The sequence below is a fragment of the Brevundimonas sp. GW821-FHT12C05 genome (assembly GCF_058807475.1).
In genome coordinates this window covers 146,510-163,685 of sequence record NZ_JBXAQS010000002.1, presented here as the reverse complement: position 1 = coordinate 163,685, position 17,176 = coordinate 146,510, and the positions used below count along the sequence as shown (strand labels likewise).

Genomic DNA, 17,176 nt, shown 5'->3' with positions numbered 1-17,176 from the left:
GGGCTTCAGGCCGGCTTAACAGCCTTCTCCAGGAAGTCGGCAAAATCTCCGATGACCGTTAACACTGAGAACTTATCGTAGTCGTGCTCGACGGGCGTAAAGCCACGAGCGCCGGATGCAACTTTCACCGTATTGCTGTAAAAGTTGAAGGTCAGCGCAGTATTATCGGGGATCACGCGATAGGAAAGTTGGGTCCTCAGGTCCTCTGACCCCGAGAATGCTAGTTCGAGGCCGGAACCGACCATAGCGGCCGAGACAGCCTTGCGCCCCGTAGATACAGCCTCCATTGCGGTCCGAATGGCGCCGGTTTGGCGGCTCAGTATCACCTTCTCCCGACTGTAGACGGGATCGCGCTTGATCCGCTCGATGACGACTTGCAAACGGTGGTGCGGATCGTCCTGGGTCTTGTGCATTTAGGCCTCCCACGGGAGGCCTACCCAAGCCGAACTTATGGCCGGTTAACGATCGTCACTCTTCGAGCCAGAGAACATCGAACATGCCGATTGGCAGCGCGGCGTTCGTTCTCATGCCTTCAACGCTCGGCTGAATGTGAATATCGTAGCCCGGAACCACTCGCTTCGAGAGCGCGTGAAGCGCATCGAACAGCATGTAGATCAGCGTGCGGTCGTAATCGGGGTCCTGCCAACGAATGGGCGGAGGCGCGTCCCAGTCGTGCACATAGCGCACGACTTCATCATCTGAAGACATTTATACTCAGGGGAATCGAACTACCCATGCCTCCTCGTCGGCGAGGCCGGGCGAAATTATCATTACTCGAAATTCGCCGATTTGTCAAGATTTCAGGCCATCGAAACCAGCCAGAGTCACCGTGACCTATTCAGAAAATTGCTCATGCGGAGCCGAGATTCCTGACCTGAAGCCGCTCGCTGAACTGGTGTTGGCCGGATCGAAAGACGGGATTGTTGTCGGTGCGCAGCGCATGTTCCAAGGCACCTGTCCGCAGTGTGGTCCCCGGCTGATCCAGCATTCACGCATGGGTCATCATACGACCTACGGCGAAGCGGAGATGCAGCGGCGCTACCCAAAACTCCTCCGACCTGCGCTGAAGGCTCACCTTGAACCGGCCGACGGCCGGCGCTTCGCCAACGCGCTCTACGGCCGGGTGCACGCACAGGCTGAAGACATCGCCCGTTGGGATGCGGCGGCCGAGAAGACCGGCGCCACTCGCCGTCCAGTGGCCCGGCCCTCGCAATAGAGGTCGAAGGCGTGTCGTTTTGAAACGGCGAGATCAGCCGTCATCAGCGAGAAGCGCCGAGTCACGAAACCCGACGATTTGGTCTCGTTTTCCAACGAGTTGAGTCACAAAACGTCGGATTGGCCCTTGCAGCCGCACCGACGTCGCCACACCCGGCGGCGCCGGATGCTGTGCGTGGCCCGAAAGGCTGAAAAGGGAAAGGAGGAGAAGCGGGCGCTCAACAAGCGCGTCCGTCGTCTGCCGCCTAACGCCCTGGGCCAGGAGCAACAGCACTTCCTCCTCACCGCTGGAGCCGTCACGATCTCGGAAGAGGAAGTGGCGCGACTGTCCGAAGCAGAGGCCTACAAAATCTATGAGGCGATCACGTTTCGCCAGAATGGTGGGGAACCGCTCTGCCCGCACGAAGAGTGCGGTCACCGGCGATGCTACACACTAAACACCGCACGGCAGCAGCGACGTGCCCGCGAAGGTTTTGTTCAGCCGATCTACAAATGCGCCGCTTGCCGTCGCCAGTTTTCGGTCACGTCGCGCCGGGAATTGGCCTGCCGCAAACGGAAGTTCCGCAACATTCTCTATGCGCTCATGGTGCTCACCGATGGGGTGAGCGGCGTGGCGGCCCTGCGCCTGCGTCGCGCGAACCGCACCAATTACAAGACGCCCTTCGTGTTCCAGCACAAAGTTCGAGAGGCGCTGGCATGGTCCCGATCGAAGCGCGAACTCGGTGGAGAACGTATCGTCGAGGTGGACGGTAAGGTGGTCGGGGGTCATCGCCGGCCATGGCAATATAAGCAGGGGCAAAAGACCTACGGCGGGAAATCACAATCGGTCGTCGTGGTGCGTGAACGCGGACCGGGTGGCGAGAGCCGGGTCAAAGTTGTGCAGGGTGATGAACGCAACGCCGATGGCTGGGTGACCGAAGTCATCGTCGACGGCAGTCACGTGGTCTCTGACGGAGGTTGGGACTTCAGCCACATCGGACAGCACGACAAAGTCATCCACAAGCAGGGGTTCTCGATCAACGGGATCGACAACAATCAGGCTGAAAGTCTGTTCGCTCGGCTCCAGCGGGCCGAGGAGGGCGTCCACTATCGCATCTGTGGGCACAACCTGGACCTCTACGCCGAGGAAATTTCCTGGCGAGAGGATCACCGTCGCGTCGACAATGGGATGCAATGGTTCATGCTAATTGCGGCCGTGGCCGATGCCCCTCAATCTCGCCGCTGGACAGGTTACTGGCAGCGTTGGCAGCATGAAGGCGTCAAACGCCGCAAGAGGCCCTGGAAGTCGGCGTCTAACGCCCTCACCGTGCGCGTTCACCCTTTGGGATAAACCGCCATCGGGCGGGGCTATCTTCATCAGTCTCCACGAGACCCGTTTCTTCGTCTCGCTGCATTTGACTCCATATGCTTCGCTGCAAGTTGTGTCGGTCGGGTGCCGACAGGCCGCCGGGCACATGTCGCGCGACCACTTCATCGGCGAGTTCTCTTACGGACCACCACCGGTCTGCCGGGCGGAGTAGGGCCATCAGGTGACCTCTAAGCTGGCGAAACCCGAATGGACTACGCTTGGTCCAGGTCCGCTTCACGGGATTCATTGCCGGAACCCAATCGGGTTCGAACATTTGGATGCATGTCTCAAGCGCCGCCAAACCATCTCGGGTCCGGGTGACATCGGCGTCTAGTTCTGCAAATTTGCCTGCCAAATCGGCCTCGCCGACAATTGCGACTAGGAGATGCCGGAGTTTTACAGCGAGCCCTCGATGCTCGCTCTCCAGCGCCAGAACGGTTCTGTAGGACATGGCGCGAGCTGACCGACATCTGACTTAAAATGCGGTTGAAGCGGCTCGTGGGTGGCTTTGCTCCATAAGGCCGGAATACTCCGGCAGTTCATCCAGAAAGAGCACGCCGTTGTGGGCGAGCGAGGCCTCGCCCGGCTTGGCGCGCAGGCCGCCGCCGGTCAGGGCGGCCATGGAGGCGGAATGGTGCGGGGCGCGGAAGGGCCTGTCCCGTGTCAGGGCGCCGCGCTCGATCAGCCCGGCCACCGACCAGACCATCGAGGTCTCCAGAAGCTCCTTGGGCGTCAGCGGCGGCAACAGGCCGGGCAGGCGCGCCGCCATCATCGACTTGCCCGAGCCCGGCGGGCCGACGAACAGCAGGTTGTGGCCGCCGGCGGCGGCGATCTCCAGCGCCCGCTTGGCGCTTTCCTGTCCCTTGACCTCGCGCAGGTCGGGGACGCGGTCGCCCGACCGCATCGCCCCCGGCTCGGGCCGCCGCAGCACCTGCGTTCCCTTGAAGTGATTGACCAGGGCGATCAGCGAACGCGGAGCCAGCACCGCCACATCGCCCGCCCAGGCGGCTTCCGGCCCGTTGGCCTCCGGACAGATCAGGCCCAGTCCCAGGGCGTCGGCGGCCACCGCCGCGGGAAGGGTCCCGCCCACCGGCGCGATCCGCCCGTCCAGTCCTAGCTCGCCGATGGAGGCCCAGCCGGACAGGGCGTCGGGCGGAATGACCCCCATCGAGGCCAGCAGGGCCAGGGCGATGGGCAGGTCGAAATGGTTGCCCTCCTTGCGCAGGTCGGCCGGCGCGAGATTGGCGATGATCCGCATGGACGGCAGCGCCAGCCCTATGCCCGCGAAGGCGCCGCGCACCCGTTCCCGGCTCTCGGCCACCGCCTTGTCGGCGAGGCCGACGAGGGTGAAGCTGCCCTCGTTGCCCGAATGCAGTTGCGACACCTGCACATCGACCCGCCGGGCGTCGACGCCTTCGAAAGCCACCGTGAAGACGCTGGCGTGCATCGTTTCCTCCCGCTATCCGGGAAAGAACGAAACACGAACCGACAGCCTTTACAAGAGCGTCGTTATGCGGCGCGCTTCTTCTCGATCGCGTCCCACATCAGCGCCGCCGCATTGATTCCGGTGAAGCGCAGCAGCTGCTGGGCGCCGGTGGGGGAGGTGACGTTGATCTCGGTCAGATAGTCGCCGATCACGTCGATGCCGACGAAGATCAGGCCGCGTTCCTTGAGGGTCGGACCGATGGCCTTGCAGATTTCCAGATCGCGCGGGGTCAGTTCGACCGGGGCCGCGGTGCCGCCGACGCGCAGGTTGGAGCGCACCTGATCCTTGGCCGGGATGCGGTTGATGGCGCCGACGGGCTCGCCGTCGATCAGGATGATGCGCTTGTCGCCCTTCGAGACGGCGGGAATGAATTTCTGGATCACCAGCGGGTCGCGGCTGCCGACGGCGTGGATCTCGATCAGGGCTTCGAGGTTGGGATCGCCCGCCTTCAGCTTGACCACGCCCGAACCCGCCGCGCCGTGCAGGGGCTTCAGCACCACGTCGCCGTGCCGTTCGTGGAAATCGACAAGGGCGACCGGGTCCGAGCTGATCAGGGTCGGCGGGGTCAGGCCGGGGAAATGGGTGACCAGCAGCTTCTCGGGGGCGGAACGCACCTCGGCCGGATCGTTCACCACCAGGGTCCTGGGATGCACCGTCTCCAGCAGATAGGTGGCGGTGACATAGGCCATGTCGAAGGGGGGATCCTGACGCATCAGGATGACGTCGACATCCTTCGACAGGTCCAGCTTCACCTCGTCGCCGAAGGTCACATGGTCGCCGACGGTCTGGCGCAGGGTCACCGGGCGGGCGCGGCAGAACAGGACGCCGTCCTCCAGCGCCAGGGTGCGGAAGTCATAGACCCAGAGCGGATAGCCCCGGTTCTGGGCCTCGATGGCCTGCAGCCAGGTGGTGTCCGACTCGATGTTGACCCCTTCGATGGGGTCCATCTGGATCGCGACCTTCAGCATGGGCTGTCCTTCCGGGTGGGAGCAGCTTGGCTAATGGGCGCCGGGGAGGCTGGGCGCAAGCCTTGGAGGCTAGTTCAATTGCAGCCGCACCCGATCCACCGACATGCGGCGGCGGACTTCACCGGGATCGTCCAGGGTGCGGGCGTGGGACAGGGCTTCCAGCGCTCCGGCCAACGCCCCCTGCTTCTCGCGGGCCGCCGCGACGTCGAGCCACGGACGGTGGTCCTCGGGGTCCAGCAGGGCGCGGCGCAGGGCCGAGCGTTCGGCGCTCTCATAGTCCTGGACCTTGATGGCACGGATGAAGAGCAAGTTCTGCAAGCGGATCAGGGCCTGCCGGTCGCTGACCGGGGCCATCAGTACGTCGAGGCGGTCGGCGACGTGGGGGGTCAGCCCGGCCCGAAGCGCGCGCCGGGTCAGCTCGGACGGCAGGACCAGCCGGCCCTGGCTGAAGGGGTCCAGCGCCACCGGCCCTTCCGACGTCTCGATCCGCAGCAGGAAGTGGCCGGGGAAGTCGACGCCCTGGGCCTTGATCCCGGCGCGGCGGGCGGCGTCGAGGTAGAAGACCGCCAGTGCGGCGGACAGGCCCCGGCGGCGCTCGGCCACATCGATGATGTCGGTGTTGCCGACGTGATCGTAGTTGATCAGGTCGCCGTTCAGCCGCAGGTCGCCGGCCATCGTCTCGGCCAGGGCGTCCTCCGGTCCCTCGTTGGGTAGCCGTTCGGCCAAGCGTTCGGCGGCGTGGGCGGCCAGCAGCCGGACCGGCTCGGCCTCGCGGAAGGGGTAGTCGTGGATGGCGCAGGCGATGGCCGCTTCCAGCAAGGGGAAGTCGTCGTCATCGGCCAGACCGGCCTCCGTCAGCCCCTTCTCGGCCTCGTCGCGTGTCATGCCCGCCCCCGGTTCACGTCCCGACGATGGCGCGGAAAGCGGCGGGGAGCCAGCGCCACGATATCGATGCGCAACAGATGCCCGGCCAAGCTGGGTCTTTGGCGCAACACCGCCCGCCCGGCGTCGAGCAGGCGCGCGTATTGATCCGGCTTCAGGGCGAGCAGGGCCTGCTCGATGGTGGCGCGGCGCTTGACCTCGACCACGGCCAGGGTGCGGCCGCGGCGGGCCAGGAGGTCGATCTCTCCGGCGCGTGTCTTCAGCCGGAAGCCGAGGATCTGATAGCCCTTGAGCATCAGCAGGGCCGCGGCCAGCCATTCCGAGCGATGGCCCAGCCGATGGGACAGCCTGCCCAGGCTGACGCGCCAGCCGCGCGGAGCCTTGACGACCTTCGGCGCCTTGAGGCGGGCCGAGGGTCGTTTGGCGGTCACCGGCCCTGAAGCTCCAGCGCGCGCTTGTAGAGCGGCTTGCGGGGCAGGTTCAGCGCCCGGGACACCTCGGCGGCGGCCTCGCCGGGCGGCAGGCGGGTCATGGCCTCCTTCAGGGCGGCGTCGGCGTCGGCCTCGGAGGCGACCTCGGCCTCGCCGGGGCCGACCACGATGACGATCTCGCCCTTGGGCGACTGGCAGCGCGGATCGACGGCGAGCTCCGGCAGGGTCCCGCGCACACACTCCTCGTACAGCTTGGTCAGCTCGCGGGCGACGGCGGCGGGGCGGGGCCCCAGCACGGCGCCCATGTCGGCCAGGCTGTCGGCCAGGCGCGGGCCGCTCTCGAAGAAGACCAGGGTCTGGCGGCCCGTCCGCAGCTCTTCCAGCGCCGTGCGGCGGGCGCCCGACTTGGGCGGCAGGAAGCCGGCGAACAGGACCCGGTCGGCGGGCAGGCCGGCGATGCACAGGGCGGCCAGCAGGCTGGAGGCGCCGGGGATCGGATGCACTGGCAGGCCCTCGGCCAGCACGGCGCGGGCGACGACGAAGCCGGGATCCGAGATCAGCGGCGTGCCGGCGTCCGAGACGAGGGCGACGACGGCGCCGTCCCTGAGCCGTTCGATGGCCAGTTCGGCGGCCCGTTCCGAGGCGTGGTCGTCGCAGCGTTCCAGCTTCGCCTTGAGGCCATAGGCGGATAGCAACTTGGCGGTGACGCGGGTGTCCTCGGCCAGCACCAGGTCGGCGGCGGCCAACACATCGAGCGCCCTCAGGGTCATGTCGCGCAGGTTCCCGATCGGCGTCGCCACCAGATAGAGGCCGGGCGCGACGGTGCGCGGCGGCGGGGCGGTCGGCGGGAAGACAGACGGATCAGGCATCGGCGGGACCGTGCCTGAGGGGGGCGTCCGGCTCAAGGGCGGTCAGATCAGCAGGGCCTTGAGGACGCTGTCGAGGACCGGGCGGCCCACGGCGGTGGCGGCGATGCGGTCGCCCTGGCGGATGAGGAAACCGTCGGCGAGCAGGTCGGCGAAGCGGCCGGTCTCCGGCGCCAGGCCCAGCGCATCAAGATCGGTCAGGGCGACGCCCTCGACGGTGCGCAGGCCCAGCAGGATGCGTTCCTCGGCGGCGTCGAGGGGGGACTGGCCCTCGCGCTCGCTCCACGGATCGCCAGAGGCGACGCCCGCCACGTAATCAACGATGGATCGGTGGGCGACGGTGGCGATGCGGACGCCGTCCAGCGTCAAGCGCCCGTGAGCGCCGGGACCGACGCCGACATAGTCGCCGCCGCGCCAGACATGCAGGTTGTGGGCGGAGCGGGCCGCCTCCCCCCGAGCGTGGTTGGAAACCTCGTAAGCGTCGAAGCCCGCGGCCTCGAGCACGGTCTGGGTGGTTTCGTAGAGTTCGGCGGCCAGGTCCTCGTCGGGTGGGACCAGCGTCCCCCGGACGAAGGCGCGACCGAAGGCGGTCGCGGGCTCTATGGTCAGCTGGTAGGGCGAGACGTGCTCGAAGCCGAGGTCGAGCGCCTCGGACAGTTCGGCGCGCCAGTCGGCGACGCTTTGGCCCGGGCGGGCGTAGATCAGGTCGATGGACAGGCGCGGGAAGGCGCGGGCGGCCATGGTCACGGCGCGGCGGGCTTCGGCGGCGGAATGGTCGCGGCCCAGCATTGTCAGGGCCGCGTCGTCCAGCGCCTGCACGCCCATGGACAGGCGGTTGATCCCGGCGTCGGCCAGGGCGGCGAAGCGGTGGCTTTCCGCGTCGGTGGGATTGGCCTCGAGCGTGATCTCGATGGGGCCACGCGGTTCGAACAGGGCCTGGGCCCGCGCGATCACCCGGGCGACGGCGGCGGGGTCCATCAGCGAGGGCGTGCCGCCGCCGAAGAAGATGGAGGCCAGGCGGCGCGGGCCGGTCAGGGCCGTCTGCGCTTCAAGGTCCGCGACGATGGCGTCGGCGAGGGCGGCCTGCTCCTCCGTCCGGCCCCGGTCCCGCACGACGTTGAAGTCGCAATAGGGACAGATCCGGGCGCAGTAGGGCCAGTGGACATAGAGGGCGACGTCGCTGCCGGGATGGGGGGGCATGGGCGGCGTGTACAGCGGACGAAGGCGGTTGTCCGCCCTCACTCCATCAACGCCGCCTTCAGCTTGGCGAACGCCAAGGCGCGGTGGCTGAGGGCGTCCTTCACTGCCGGGTCCAGTTCGCCGAAGGTCTGGGTCTGGCCCTCGGGGATGAAGATGGGGTCGTAGCCGAAGCCGCGGTCGCCGCGCGGAGGGAAGGTCAGCAGGCCATGGACCTGGCCCTCGACCACCACGGCGGGTCCGTTCGGCCAGGCGACCGCGAGGGCCGAGGTGAACCAGGCGCGCTTGTCGTCGGAGCCGATTTCCTCGAGCCGTTCTTCCACGCGGCGCATGGCGAAGGCGAAATCCTTGTCCGGCCCGGCCCAGCGGGCGGAAAAGATGCCCGGGGCGCCGTCCAGCGCCGCCACTGACAGGCCGGAGTCGTCGGCCAGCGAGACTTCGCCCGACAGATCCGCCGCATGACGGGCCTTGAGCAGGGCGTTGCCCACGAAAGTGCTCTCGGTCTCGTCCGGCTCGGGCAGATTCAGGCTCCCGGCGGTGACCACCTCGTAATGTCCGCCCAGAAGCGCCTCGATCTCGGGAACCTTGCCCGGATTGTGGGTCGCCGCGAGAATCCGCATCCCTTTGACAAGCTTCAACATTTTGACCTCAAGCGACGCTGTAATGATTCATTGCACAAGTTTAATATCGTTAAACGATATGTAACATGACTTACCCCGGGGCACGGCCTATCTATTATCTCAAGAACGGACGCCGCAACGTTCCCCGGTCAAGGCCTTCCCCGGCAAGATCGATCCAGCGGATCAACGAAAGAGGGGTGAAAACATCCCTCACTCAGGACTGACGGAGAACGACTATGAACACCATGAACGCTTCCTACTTCATCGAAAAGGTCGGCCACGGCGTCCTGAACGCCTTCCTGCTCGCCGCCATGCCGACGGCCTTCGTTGCGACCCTCGTCCAGTTCTTCTGATCGACCCCGGTCGGGAGCTTTGACGATCCGCATGACAAACGCGAATAATAAGACCGCGCGTGGGTTCACCGGACCCCGCGCGGCGATCGCGCCCCGACATCCGGTCTGAGAAAGGCCGACCCATGCGTCTCCCGAAGCCGTCATCCCTCGGGTTTCGCCTGCCTTCCGTCCGCGCCCCCGCCCTGCCGGGCCTTCGCGCCGGATCGATGACGAGACTTCTGGGCGTTGCGCTGCGCGCCGCCTTCTGGGCCCTGGCCCTGGCCACCCTGGCGGCCATTCTCGCCTTCATCTTCGTGGCCTTCGTGCCGATGGGCCCGATGGGCCTGACCGCCACCTCCGGCGATGAAGGCACGCGCGTGCCCGTGCCGCGCGCCTATCTGCTGTTCGGCCTGGGCGCCTTCGTCGGCTATCTGGGCGGCTTCGCCCTGATCCTGCGCCACCTGAAGGTGATCGTGCACACCCTGCGCATCGGCGACCCCTTCCAGCCCGCCAATGTCAGCCGGCTGAAGCAAATCGGCCTGACGCTGGCCACCGTGACCGGGGGCGCCTGGGTGGGCCAGACCCTGGTCTCGCGGCTGGTGCGCGGCGCGCTGGAGCCGCCGAGCCTGTTCAACCTGGTCACCCCCGCCTTCTCCGTCCTGGTCGTGTTCGTGCTGGCCGAGGTGTTCCGCGAAGGCGCCCGCCTGCGCCGCGAATCCGACCTGACGATCTGATCCTGTTGAGTTAGAGCAGTCCCCATGGCCATCCGCGTCCAGCTTGACCGCATCCTCGTCGAACGGCGCATGTCGCTGACCGAGCTCGCTGATCGCGTGGGCGTGACCCTGGCCAATCTGTCGATCCTGAAGACCGGCAAGGCGCGCGCCATCCGCTTCACCACCCTGGACGCCCTGTGCCGCGAGCTGAACTGCCAGCCGGGCGACCTGCTGGCCTGGTCGCCGGGGCCGCAGGATCTCGGCTCCGACGAGGACGCCGACGGAACCTCATGAGCCGCCGGGCCGACCTGAGCCCTGAAGACCGCCGCATCTGGGCCCGGGTCTCGGGCTCGGTGAAGGAGAAGGTCGCCAAGAAGGCCCTGCGGGTCACGCCCGGAGCGGTGGAGGTCGATCCGCCCGCCGCACCCCATCCGAAGGCTCCGACGAAAACGCCGCCGAAATTCATCAAGCCGCCCCGGCCCGGTCCCCCGGCGTCCGTCGCGCCGTCGTCCGCGCCGCGCGGTCGGGGCCTGCCCGAGGAATTAGAGCCGCGCCGCAAGCGCCGCCTGTCGCGAGAGCGCGATCCGATCGAGGCGAAGATCGACTTGCACGGCTATGGACGCTTCCAGGCCCAGGACGCCTTGACCGCCTTCCTGATGGGCGCGCAGGCGCGCGGCTACCGCTCAGTGCTGGTGGTCACCGGCCAGGGCCGTCGCGGCGGAACCGGCGTCATCCGCGCCTCGGTGCATGAGTGGCTGCAGGCGCCGGGGCTGAGGACCGTGGTGTCGGGTTTCGCCCCCGCCGCGCGCCACCACGGCGGCGACGGCGCGCTGTATGTGACGATCCGGCGGAACTGACCCGCCCCTCGGCCTGCGACGAGGCCTAGCGATGCTTGGCGAACAGGGCGCGCTGTGCGGTGTTGAGACCACCTTCAGGCGTATCTACCTCGCGGCGGCTGGCCGGGATGTATGGCCGGCGACGTTCATTCTCATAGAAGAGCGTGCCGTGCAGGCCGTGGGCGTCCCGCTTCAGGATCGGGCGCTCCCAGATGTTCTGAAGCGCGGCGAAGGCCTGATCGGCATGCGCGTAGGTCTCGATATCCTCACTCAAGGCCATGTCCTGTCCCTCGCCGGGAAAGAGGAGGGCGAACTCCTCTTCGGTGGCCTGGAACAGGCTGAAGGTGGCGTTGTCCGCGCCATCGATGACCTGGATGATTTTCATCAGGCCCGAAGCGTCAGTCCGGCCAACTCAGCCAGTTCCTCCAGCTTCGCCATCGGGCGCGGGCCCCAATGGGCGATGACCTCGGCGGCGGCGAGGGAGCCGAGCTTGCCGGAATCCTCCAGCGACAGGCCGCGGGCGAGGCCCAGCAGCAGGCCGGCGGCGTATTGGTCGCCGGCGCCGGTGGTGTCGACGACCTTCTCGACCGCGACGGCGGCGACGGCGACGCGTTGGTCCCCCGAGATGACGACCGAGCCCTCGGCGCCGCGTGTGACGGCGGCCACATCAACCATTGAGGCGAGGCGTTCGGCGGCGGCGTCGAAGTCATCCGTCTCGAACAGGGCGGCCAGCTCGGCCTCGTTGGCCAGGACGATGTCCGCCGAGGCCTCGATGAAGGCCAGGAGCTCCGCCCGCCAGCGGTGGACGACGAAGCTGTCCGACAGGGTGATGGCGACCTTGCGGCCCGCCGCGTGGGCGGCGGCGGCGGCGGCCTCGAAGGCGGCGCGGGCCGGAGCCGGGTCGAACAGATAGCCTTCCAGATAGACGATGGCCGAGGCGCCGATCAGGTCGGCGTCGATGTCGGCGACCGTCAGCTGGTTGGCGGCGCCCAGGAAGGTGCACATGGTGCGCTGGCCGTCGGCGGTGACGTTGATCATGCACACGCCGGTGGCGTGGCCGGTCGCGGCGCCGTCCTTGAGCGGCGGGGTCTCGAAGTGGACGCCCACGGCCCGGATGTCATGGGTGAAGACGCCGCCCAGCTGGTCGTCGGCGACCTTGCCGATATAGGCCGCGCGGCCGCCGAAGCTGCCGACGCCCGCGACGGTGTTGCCCGCCGACCCGCCCGAGGCTTCGACCCCCGCCGCCATGGCGGCGTAGAGGGCGGCGCTGCGGTTCGCATCGACCAGCTGCATCGAGCCGACGATCAGGCCCTGGGCGTCCAGGAAGGCGGGCTCGCAGGGGGCCAGGACGTCGACGATGGCGTTGCCGACGGCGATGACGTCATAGGTGGGGTTCTGGGTCATGGGCGCGCCATAGCGGTCCGGACGGGGTTTGGCGAGGGGCCGGATGGGGCGTGCGAGTGAGCGCGTGGTGAGCGGACGCCCTCGGCTGCGGCGCGAACCGGGTCACTTCTTGCTCAATGGCACTACTCACCCCTGAGAGGCCCCGCTATCACCGGCCGCATGACCCGTATCGCCGTCCTGACCCCCGATCCCGCCGATCCCTCATACGCCGGGCAGTGGCCGGGCGTGCTGGAGCGGCTGTCCCAGGCGCTGGCGGCGGCGGAGGTCACCGTCGAGCCGACGCCGTGGACCGACCACATCACGGACGCCTCGGGCCTGACCGCCTATCCGCTGGTGCTGCCGCTGATCGTATGGGGCTATCACCGCGATCACGGACGCTGGATGCAGGCCTGCCGGACCTGGGAGGCGGCGGGGGTGACGATGCGCAACCCGGCGTCGGTGATCGGCTGGAACTCGGACAAGAGCTATCTGGGCCGCCTGGCCGACAAGGGCGTGGCCATGCCGGACACGGTCTGGGTCGAGGGCGTGACCCAGGCGGACGTGGACGCCGCCTTCGACCGCTTCGGGACCGACGTGGTGGTGGTCAAGCCGCGCGTCTCGGGCGGAGCGTGGAAGACGTTGCGGCTGACGCGGGGCGAGACGATGCGGGACGCGCCCGAGGGGCCGGCGATGATCCAGCCCTATCTTCCGTCGATCGAAACGGAAGGCGAGACCAGCCTGCTGTTCTTCGGCGGCCGGCTGAGTCACGTGGTCAACAAGCGGCCCGTGAACGGCGACTTCCGCATTCAGGTGCAGTTCGGCGGGCAGTACGTCGCCCTGCCGGAGCCGCCGGCGGGCGCGCTGGCGCTGGCCGAGGCGACGCTGGCGGCCATCGGCGAGGATCTGCTCTACGCCCGCATCGACATGGCCCCGGGACCGGACGGTCAATGGTTGCTGATGGAGGCCGAACTGATCGAGCCGGACTTCTATCTGGGCTCGGCGCCCGAAGGCGGGGCGCGGTTCGCGGAAGCGGTGCGGGCGGCGCTCTAGGCCGCTTCGCCCAGCGCCTGGAGACCCGCACGCGACGGGCACAGGTCGCTGATCACGCAGCTCGAGCATTTCGGCTTGCGGGCCGTGCAGGTGTAGCGGCCGTGCAGGATCAGCCAGTGGTGGGCCTTGGGCAGCCACTCATCGGGCACGATGAGGTGCAACTGGGCCTCGACCTTGTCGGGGGTGCCGGCGTTGGCCAGGCCGAGGCGGTGCGAGACGCGGAACACATGAGTGTCGACGGCGATGGCGGGCTCGACGCCCATTTCATTGAGCACGACGCTGGCGGTCTTGCGGCCGACGCCGGGGAGAGCCTGCAACGCCTCGCGGGTCAGAGGGATTTCGCCCCCGTGCTGCTCCAGCACGATGCGGCTCAGCGCGATGACGTTGCGCGCCTTCCCCCGATACAGGCCGATCGAGGAAATGTAGGGGATCAGGCCCTCCTCCCCGAGCGCCAGCATCTTCTCGGGCGTGTCGGCGACCTTGAACAGCTTGTCCGTGGCCTTGTTGACCCCGACGTCGGTGGCCTGGGCCGAGAGGGCGACGGCCACGACGAAGGTGAAGGGGTTGGAGTAGTTCAGCTCGGTCTTCGGGTCCGGCATGACCGCCGACAGCCGCTCGAAGATGGTCTCGACCCGGTCCTCGTCCGGCGGCCAGCGCAGCATCGGAATGGCCGCGCCGGTCATGACGGCGGGGCGTTTGGAGGCGGGCTTGCCGGAGCGGGCTTTTGGGGGCGTGGATCTGGCCATCGGCTCCAAGGCCAGAGTTCGGTCGCGGGGGTCAAGTCGCCGCGGCGATGATCAGCACTCGCCGACCCGTTTCGCCGCCACGCTTTGTCTCAGCACATGTCCGAAGATCGGCATATCGACTGTCAGCTCGATGGCGTCGGCGGAGTAGCGCCCCCTGACTGGTTCCTCGTGAGCCGAAAAGCCGTAGAACTCCGGACATTGCAGGACGCCGCCGATCCGGCCGCCGCCGATTCGCACCTTATCGTGTTCGCAGCTGTCGCGACCGACCAGCTTCAGGACGATGTCGCGGGTGGGGTCGCCCTGGGTTTCGCGGAAGCAGCGCTTCGATGTGGATTGGTCCGTCTGGCGGCCATTGGGTGCACCGGCGGTTCTGGTGATCTCCCATTCGCCCGGCCGAACGGGTTCTCCGCCGCCGCCGCATCCGGTCAGCGCCAAGGCGGCCAACGTGATCGTGAGGACGGATCTGAACATCGCCGCGTCTCCGGTTTCAGGCCAATTGCACCGGAGCCTCTTTCGAAAATCCTACCCCTCGTCCGCGCGGGAATCCTCGAGCTCCAGGGCCGCCAGCGCCTCCCGCGCCGCGCGTTCGCCTTCCATCCAGGCGCCGTGAGCGGTGCCGTAGAAGGCCTCGGCGGTGGCTTCGCCGGCGAGGAAGATGCGGTTCTCGATCGGGGCCTTGAGCTTGCGGCGGTCGCCCGCGTGGCCCGGCATGGCGTGGGAGTAGGCGCCGTGCGACCAGGGGTCGGCGCCCCACATGGTGGCCACGACCGGGGCCAGCCGCTTGCGCATGTCCGAGCCGAGCAGGTGCACCAGCTCCTCCACGGCGAAGGCGAAGAAGCCGGCCTGCCCCTCGGCTTCCAGTCCCCGGGCCAGATCGGCGCCGTAGTAGCCCTCGATCATCGGGCGGCCGAAGGGGCGCAGGTGATAGCCGCCGGTGTCGCCGGTGTCGCGACGGCCCCACAGCTGGCTGTCAGGCGGGAAGTCCTCGGCTCTGGCGACAGTAATATGCATCTTGGAGGCCAATCCCAGCGGCACATAGGTCGCGGCCTCGACCAGATCGGGCAGGGGCGGGTCGAAACGCAGGGTCCCGCGCGCGATCAGGTCGGTGGGAACGGTGACGATGACGGTGCGGGTCTCGACCACGCCCCGGTCGGTTTCGAGCCGCAGCACGGGTCCCGACCGGTCGATCCGGCGCACCGGGCAACCCGTGACCACCGGGATCGGGCGGCCCAGGGTCTCGATCAGGCGGCCATAGCCTTCGCGCACCCGCCAGTTGATCCCTGTGTCGCGATAGGCGTCGTAGTCGAGGATGGAGACCTCGGCGAAGCGCGCGCCGTTCAGGGCGCCGGAGATGGCGTCCATGCGGCCATTCCATCGGCAGTCCGGCTCCAGCAGGGTCGAAGCCGGGCCTTCCTGACCGCGGGCGGCGGCCTCGGCGATCCGGTCGTCGAAGGCGTCGAAGGCGGCGCGGAACTCGGCCTGTTCGGTCGATGTGACTTCATGGCCGAAGGCCTGATTCTGCCACGGCGGCGGGGTGCGATCGACGGTCAGGCCCGTGGGCTCGACCAGGGCGGCGAGCGGGTTCTCGTCGGCGGAGTGCAGCCAGCCGCAGCCCATGTCGAGGCCTTCGCCCTCGAACGGCGCGGTCCAGGCGCGACCGCCGACGCGGTCCCGCGCCTCCAGCACGGCGACGGTCAGCGGGCGGCCTGACAGGGCGCGGGCGGCGGCGAGGCCGGCCGCGCCGGCGCCGATGATGGCGACATCGACGGAGGCGGGGAGGATATCGGTCATCGCGGTCCTGACGGATGGGTATGCGACCTGTCGCCGAAGCGGCGCAAAGCTTCAAGGCGCCGTTCTCCGGGAGGTCCGGATCACACATCGAAACATCACGTGTTGCGGCGCCGAAAAGAGCGGAGTTGATTTTTAGACGTTTGTGTCCATTTATGCGCTCGTTCCTCCCCGAACGCCTCCACTCGAGATTTCCGCACATGGCCCTGAATCCCGCCGTCAAGAAACGCCTGCCCCTGATCGTCGCCGCGGTCGTGGGCCTCGCCCTGATCGTGGGCGGGGTCGTGTGGTGGCAGGGCAAGCAGCGGTGGGAGGCCACCGACAACGCCTTCGTTCAGGCCGACACCACCGAGGTGAGCCCGCAGATCGAGGGCTATGTGGTCGAGGTGCTGGTCGCCGACAACCAACGCGTCGAGGCTGGACAGGTGCTGATCCGCCTGGACGACGCCGACGCCAAGGCCAACCTGGCCCAGGCCGAGGCCAATCTGGTCGCTCTGCAGGCCGGCGTGACGAACGTCGACGCCCGCGCCCAGCAGGAACAGGCCATGATCGCCAGCCGCGCCGCTTCGGTGGCCCAGGCCCAGGCCCAGGCCGACCTCGCCCGCCAGCAGGTCAATCGCTATGGCCAACTGGCCGAGAAGGGCTGGGTCTCGCAGCAACGCATCGAGAGCGAGCAGGCGGGCGTGCGCACCGCGCAGGCCAGCGTCGCCGAAGCCCAGGCCGCGCTGGTCGCTGAACAGCGCGCCGCCGGCGTGCTGGGCTCGACCCGCGAACAGTCGGTCGCCTCGGTCGAACAGGCCCGCGCCTCGGTCGACAAGGCCCGCATCGCCCTGGAGCGCACGGTGATCCGCGCGCCCGTCGCCGGCGTGGTGGGTGCGCGGGGCGTGCGCGTGGGCCAGTATGTCCGGCCGGGTGGGACCATTCTGTCGATCGTGCCGCTGGGCGACACCTATGTGGTGGCCAACTTCAAGGAGACCCAGCTGGGCCGCCTGCGCATCGGCCAGACGGTCGAGATCAAGGCCGACGCCTTCAAGGGCGAGCCCTTGGTCGGCCATATCGACAGCTTCGCTCCGGCCACCGGCTCGGAGTTCGCCCTGATCCCGGTCGAGAACGCCACCGGCAACTTCACCAAGATCACCCAACGGATTCCGGTTCGCATCCGGGTCGACCGTCGCGAAGGCGCGGCCCTGCGGCCCGGTCTGTCGGTCGAGGTCAAGGTCGATCTGAAGAGCGAAGGCGGCCTGACCTTCGCCGAATCCGCCGCCGGCACGATCCAGACCGCCGCCGCCCCGACAGCCACGGCGCAGTGATTTTC

The 17,176-nt window shown here is 68.0% G+C and carries 20 protein-coding genes and 1 pseudogene; 7 read left to right on the top strand and 14 right to left on the bottom strand.

Annotation, left to right across the window (positions count from 1 at the left end; genetic code table 11):
• Window positions 1–5: 5 nt before the first annotated feature.
• Both AC1RRF_RS10115 and AC1RRF_RS10110 read right to left on the bottom strand, forming a co-directional pair.
• Complete coding sequence (locus AC1RRF_RS10115; RefSeq protein ID WP_492834310.1) at window positions 6–413, bottom strand: hypothetical protein; 408 nt, start codon at window positions 411–413, stop codon at window positions 6–8.
• A 55-nt stretch (window positions 414–468) separates the two neighbouring features.
• Window positions 469–708, bottom strand: a complete 240-nt coding sequence (locus tag AC1RRF_RS10110; RefSeq protein WP_492834309.1) for a hypothetical protein — start codon at window positions 706–708, stop codon at window positions 469–471.
• A 121-nt stretch (window positions 709–829) separates the two neighbouring features.
• On the opposite strand from AC1RRF_RS10110, the gene AC1RRF_RS10105 reads away from it, so the two are divergent.
• Window positions 830–1,216: a hypothetical protein gene (locus AC1RRF_RS10105; RefSeq protein WP_492834308.1), complete on the top strand. Its 387-nt coding sequence runs from the start codon at window positions 830–832 to the stop codon at window positions 1,214–1,216.
• Between the two features lie 174 nt (window positions 1,217–1,390).
• Window positions 1,391–2,545, top strand: coding sequence for an IS1595 family transposase (locus AC1RRF_RS10100; protein WP_492834307.1), 1,155 nt, complete (start codon window positions 1,391–1,393; stop codon window positions 2,543–2,545).
• Window positions 2,546–3,089: 544 nt separating this feature from the next.
• On the opposite strand, the pseudogene AC1RRF_RS10095 reads toward AC1RRF_RS10100, so the two are convergent.
• From AC1RRF_RS10095 to rdgB, 7 genes and pseudogenes are all read right to left on the bottom strand, one after another.
• Window positions 3,090–4,010 (bottom strand): annotated as a pseudogene (locus AC1RRF_RS10095) (YifB family Mg chelatase-like AAA ATPase); the annotation flags it as partial.
• A gap of 62 nt (window positions 4,011–4,072) precedes the next feature.
• Window positions 4,073–5,017: a glutathione synthase gene (gene gshB / locus AC1RRF_RS10090; protein ID WP_492834306.1), complete on the bottom strand. Its 945-nt coding sequence runs from the start codon at window positions 5,015–5,017 to the stop codon at window positions 4,073–4,075.
• Window positions 5,018–5,086: 69 nt separating this feature from the next.
• A complete protein-coding gene (locus tag AC1RRF_RS10085) occupies window positions 5,087–5,902 on the bottom strand; it encodes a SirB1 family protein (RefSeq protein WP_492834305.1) in 816 nt (271 codons plus the stop codon).
• Window positions 5,899–6,330, bottom strand: coding sequence for a YraN family protein (locus tag AC1RRF_RS10080; protein WP_492834304.1), 432 nt, complete (start codon window positions 6,328–6,330; stop codon window positions 5,899–5,901). Before AC1RRF_RS10080 ends, AC1RRF_RS10085 begins: the two co-directional genes overlap by 4 nt.
• Entirely contained in the window at window positions 6,327–7,199 is an 873-nt protein-coding gene (rsmI, locus tag AC1RRF_RS10075; RefSeq protein ID WP_492834303.1) for a 16S rRNA (cytidine(1402)-2'-O)-methyltransferase, read from the bottom strand. The genes AC1RRF_RS10080 and rsmI overlap by 4 nt, the downstream gene beginning before the upstream one ends.
• Window positions 7,200–7,241: 42 nt before the next feature.
• Window positions 7,242–8,396, bottom strand: coding sequence for a radical SAM family heme chaperone HemW (gene hemW, locus AC1RRF_RS10070; protein WP_492834302.1), 1,155 nt, complete (start codon window positions 8,394–8,396; stop codon window positions 7,242–7,244).
• A 38-nt stretch (window positions 8,397–8,434) separates the two neighbouring features.
• Window positions 8,435–9,034: an RdgB/HAM1 family non-canonical purine NTP pyrophosphatase gene (gene rdgB, locus AC1RRF_RS10065; protein WP_492834301.1), complete on the bottom strand. Its 600-nt coding sequence runs from the start codon at window positions 9,032–9,034 to the stop codon at window positions 8,435–8,437.
• Between the two features lie 538 nt (window positions 9,035–9,572).
• On the opposite strand from rdgB, the gene AC1RRF_RS10060 reads away from it, so the two are divergent.
• From AC1RRF_RS10060 to AC1RRF_RS10050, 3 genes are read left to right on the top strand one after another with little or no spacing between them, the layout of a single operon-like run.
• Window positions 9,573–10,079 carry a DUF2975 domain-containing protein gene (locus AC1RRF_RS10060; RefSeq protein WP_492834300.1) on the top strand — a complete coding sequence of 169 codons (507 nt, stop codon included), beginning with the start codon at window positions 9,573–9,575 and terminating at the stop codon, window positions 10,077–10,079.
• Window positions 10,080–10,103: 24 nt separating this feature from the next.
• Window positions 10,104–10,352 (top strand): helix-turn-helix domain-containing protein, encoded by a 249-nt coding sequence (locus AC1RRF_RS10055; protein WP_492834299.1) that lies wholly within the window; start codon window positions 10,104–10,106, stop codon window positions 10,350–10,352.
• Window positions 10,349–10,915 carry a Smr/MutS family protein gene (locus AC1RRF_RS10050; protein WP_492834298.1) on the top strand — a complete coding sequence of 189 codons (567 nt, stop codon included), beginning with the start codon at window positions 10,349–10,351 and terminating at the stop codon, window positions 10,913–10,915. Before AC1RRF_RS10055 ends, AC1RRF_RS10050 begins: the two co-directional genes overlap by 4 nt.
• Window positions 10,916–10,940: 25 nt before the next feature.
• Here AC1RRF_RS10050 and AC1RRF_RS10045 read toward each other — a convergent pair whose 3' ends face one another.
• Window positions 10,941–11,279: a hypothetical protein gene (locus AC1RRF_RS10045; protein WP_492834297.1), complete on the bottom strand. Its 339-nt coding sequence runs from the start codon at window positions 11,277–11,279 to the stop codon at window positions 10,941–10,943.
• On the bottom strand, window positions 11,279–12,298 hold the full coding sequence (locus AC1RRF_RS10040; protein WP_492834296.1) for an adenosine kinase: 1,020 nt from the start codon (window positions 12,296–12,298) through the stop codon (window positions 11,279–11,281). Before AC1RRF_RS10040 ends, AC1RRF_RS10045 begins: the two co-directional genes overlap by 1 nt.
• A 159-nt stretch (window positions 12,299–12,457) precedes the next feature.
• Here AC1RRF_RS10040 and AC1RRF_RS10035 point away from each other — a divergent pair, with 159 nt between their 5' ends.
• Complete coding sequence (locus tag AC1RRF_RS10035) at window positions 12,458–13,327, top strand: ATP-grasp domain-containing protein (RefSeq protein ID WP_492834295.1); 870 nt, start codon at window positions 12,458–12,460, stop codon at window positions 13,325–13,327.
• Here the strand turns inward: AC1RRF_RS10035 and nth are convergent.
• Genes nth through AC1RRF_RS10020 form a run of 3 tightly spaced genes read right to left on the bottom strand, consistent with a single transcriptional unit; the run spans window position 13,324 to window position 15,864 of the window.
• Complete coding sequence (nth, locus tag AC1RRF_RS10030; RefSeq protein ID WP_492834294.1) at window positions 13,324–14,073, bottom strand: endonuclease III; 750 nt, start codon at window positions 14,071–14,073, stop codon at window positions 13,324–13,326. The two genes, AC1RRF_RS10035 and nth, sit on opposite strands and share 4 nt — an antisense overlap.
• A 51-nt stretch (window positions 14,074–14,124) precedes the next feature.
• Entirely contained in the window at window positions 14,125–14,544 is a 420-nt protein-coding gene (locus tag AC1RRF_RS10025) for a DUF3617 domain-containing protein (protein WP_492834293.1), read from the bottom strand.
• A gap of 51 nt (window positions 14,545–14,595) precedes the next feature.
• Window positions 14,596–15,864, bottom strand: a complete 1,269-nt coding sequence (locus AC1RRF_RS10020; protein WP_492834292.1) for a flavin monoamine oxidase family protein — start codon at window positions 15,862–15,864, stop codon at window positions 14,596–14,598.
• Window positions 15,865–16,061: 197 nt separating this feature from the next.
• Here AC1RRF_RS10020 and AC1RRF_RS10015 point away from each other — a divergent pair, with 197 nt between their 5' ends.
• Window positions 16,062–17,171, top strand: a complete 1,110-nt coding sequence (locus tag AC1RRF_RS10015) for an HlyD family secretion protein (RefSeq protein ID WP_492834291.1) — start codon at window positions 16,062–16,064, stop codon at window positions 17,169–17,171.
• The last annotated feature ends 5 nt before the right edge of the window (window positions 17,172–17,176 follow it).

Coding starts and splice junctions, on each gene's coding strand:
- AC1RRF_RS10045 (WP_492834297.1), bottom strand. CDS start 11,279: ATGAAAATCATCCAGGTCATCGATGGCGCGGACAACGCCACCTTCAGC.
- AC1RRF_RS10025 (WP_492834293.1), bottom strand. CDS start 14,544: ATGTTCAGATCCGTCCTCACGATCACGTTGGCCGCCTTGGCGCTGACC.
- hemW (WP_492834302.1), bottom strand. CDS start 8,396: ATGCCCCCCCATCCCGGCAGCGACGTCGCCCTCTATGTCCACTGGCCC.
- AC1RRF_RS10055 (WP_492834299.1), top strand. CDS start 10,104: ATGGCCATCCGCGTCCAGCTTGACCGCATCCTCGTCGAACGGCGCATG.
- AC1RRF_RS10110 (WP_492834309.1), bottom strand. CDS start 708: ATGTCTTCAGATGATGAAGTCGTGCGCTATGTGCACGACTGGGACGCG.
- rsmI (WP_492834303.1), bottom strand. CDS start 7,199: ATGCCTGATCCGTCTGTCTTCCCGCCGACCGCCCCGCCGCCGCGCACC.
- AC1RRF_RS10060 (WP_492834300.1), top strand. CDS start 9,573: ATGACGAGACTTCTGGGCGTTGCGCTGCGCGCCGCCTTCTGGGCCCTG.
- AC1RRF_RS10115 (WP_492834310.1), bottom strand. CDS start 413: ATGCACAAGACCCAGGACGATCCGCACCACCGTTTGCAAGTCGTCATC.
- rdgB (WP_492834301.1), bottom strand. CDS start 9,034: ATGTTGAAGCTTGTCAAAGGGATGCGGATTCTCGCGGCGACCCACAAT.
- AC1RRF_RS10035 (WP_492834295.1), top strand. CDS start 12,458: ATGACCCGTATCGCCGTCCTGACCCCCGATCCCGCCGATCCCTCATAC.
- AC1RRF_RS10050 (WP_492834298.1), top strand. CDS start 10,349: ATGAGCCGCCGGGCCGACCTGAGCCCTGAAGACCGCCGCATCTGGGCC.
- nth (WP_492834294.1), bottom strand. CDS start 14,073: ATGGCCAGATCCACGCCCCCAAAAGCCCGCTCCGGCAAGCCCGCCTCC.
- gshB (WP_492834306.1), bottom strand. CDS start 5,017: ATGCTGAAGGTCGCGATCCAGATGGACCCCATCGAAGGGGTCAACATC.
- AC1RRF_RS10040 (WP_492834296.1), bottom strand. CDS start 12,298: ATGACCCAGAACCCCACCTATGACGTCATCGCCGTCGGCAACGCCATC.
- AC1RRF_RS10020 (WP_492834292.1), bottom strand. CDS start 15,864: ATGACCGATATCCTCCCCGCCTCCGTCGATGTCGCCATCATCGGCGCC.
- AC1RRF_RS10085 (WP_492834305.1), bottom strand. CDS start 5,902: ATGACACGCGACGAGGCCGAGAAGGGGCTGACGGAGGCCGGTCTGGCC.
- AC1RRF_RS10015 (WP_492834291.1), top strand. CDS start 16,062: ATGGCCCTGAATCCCGCCGTCAAGAAACGCCTGCCCCTGATCGTCGCC.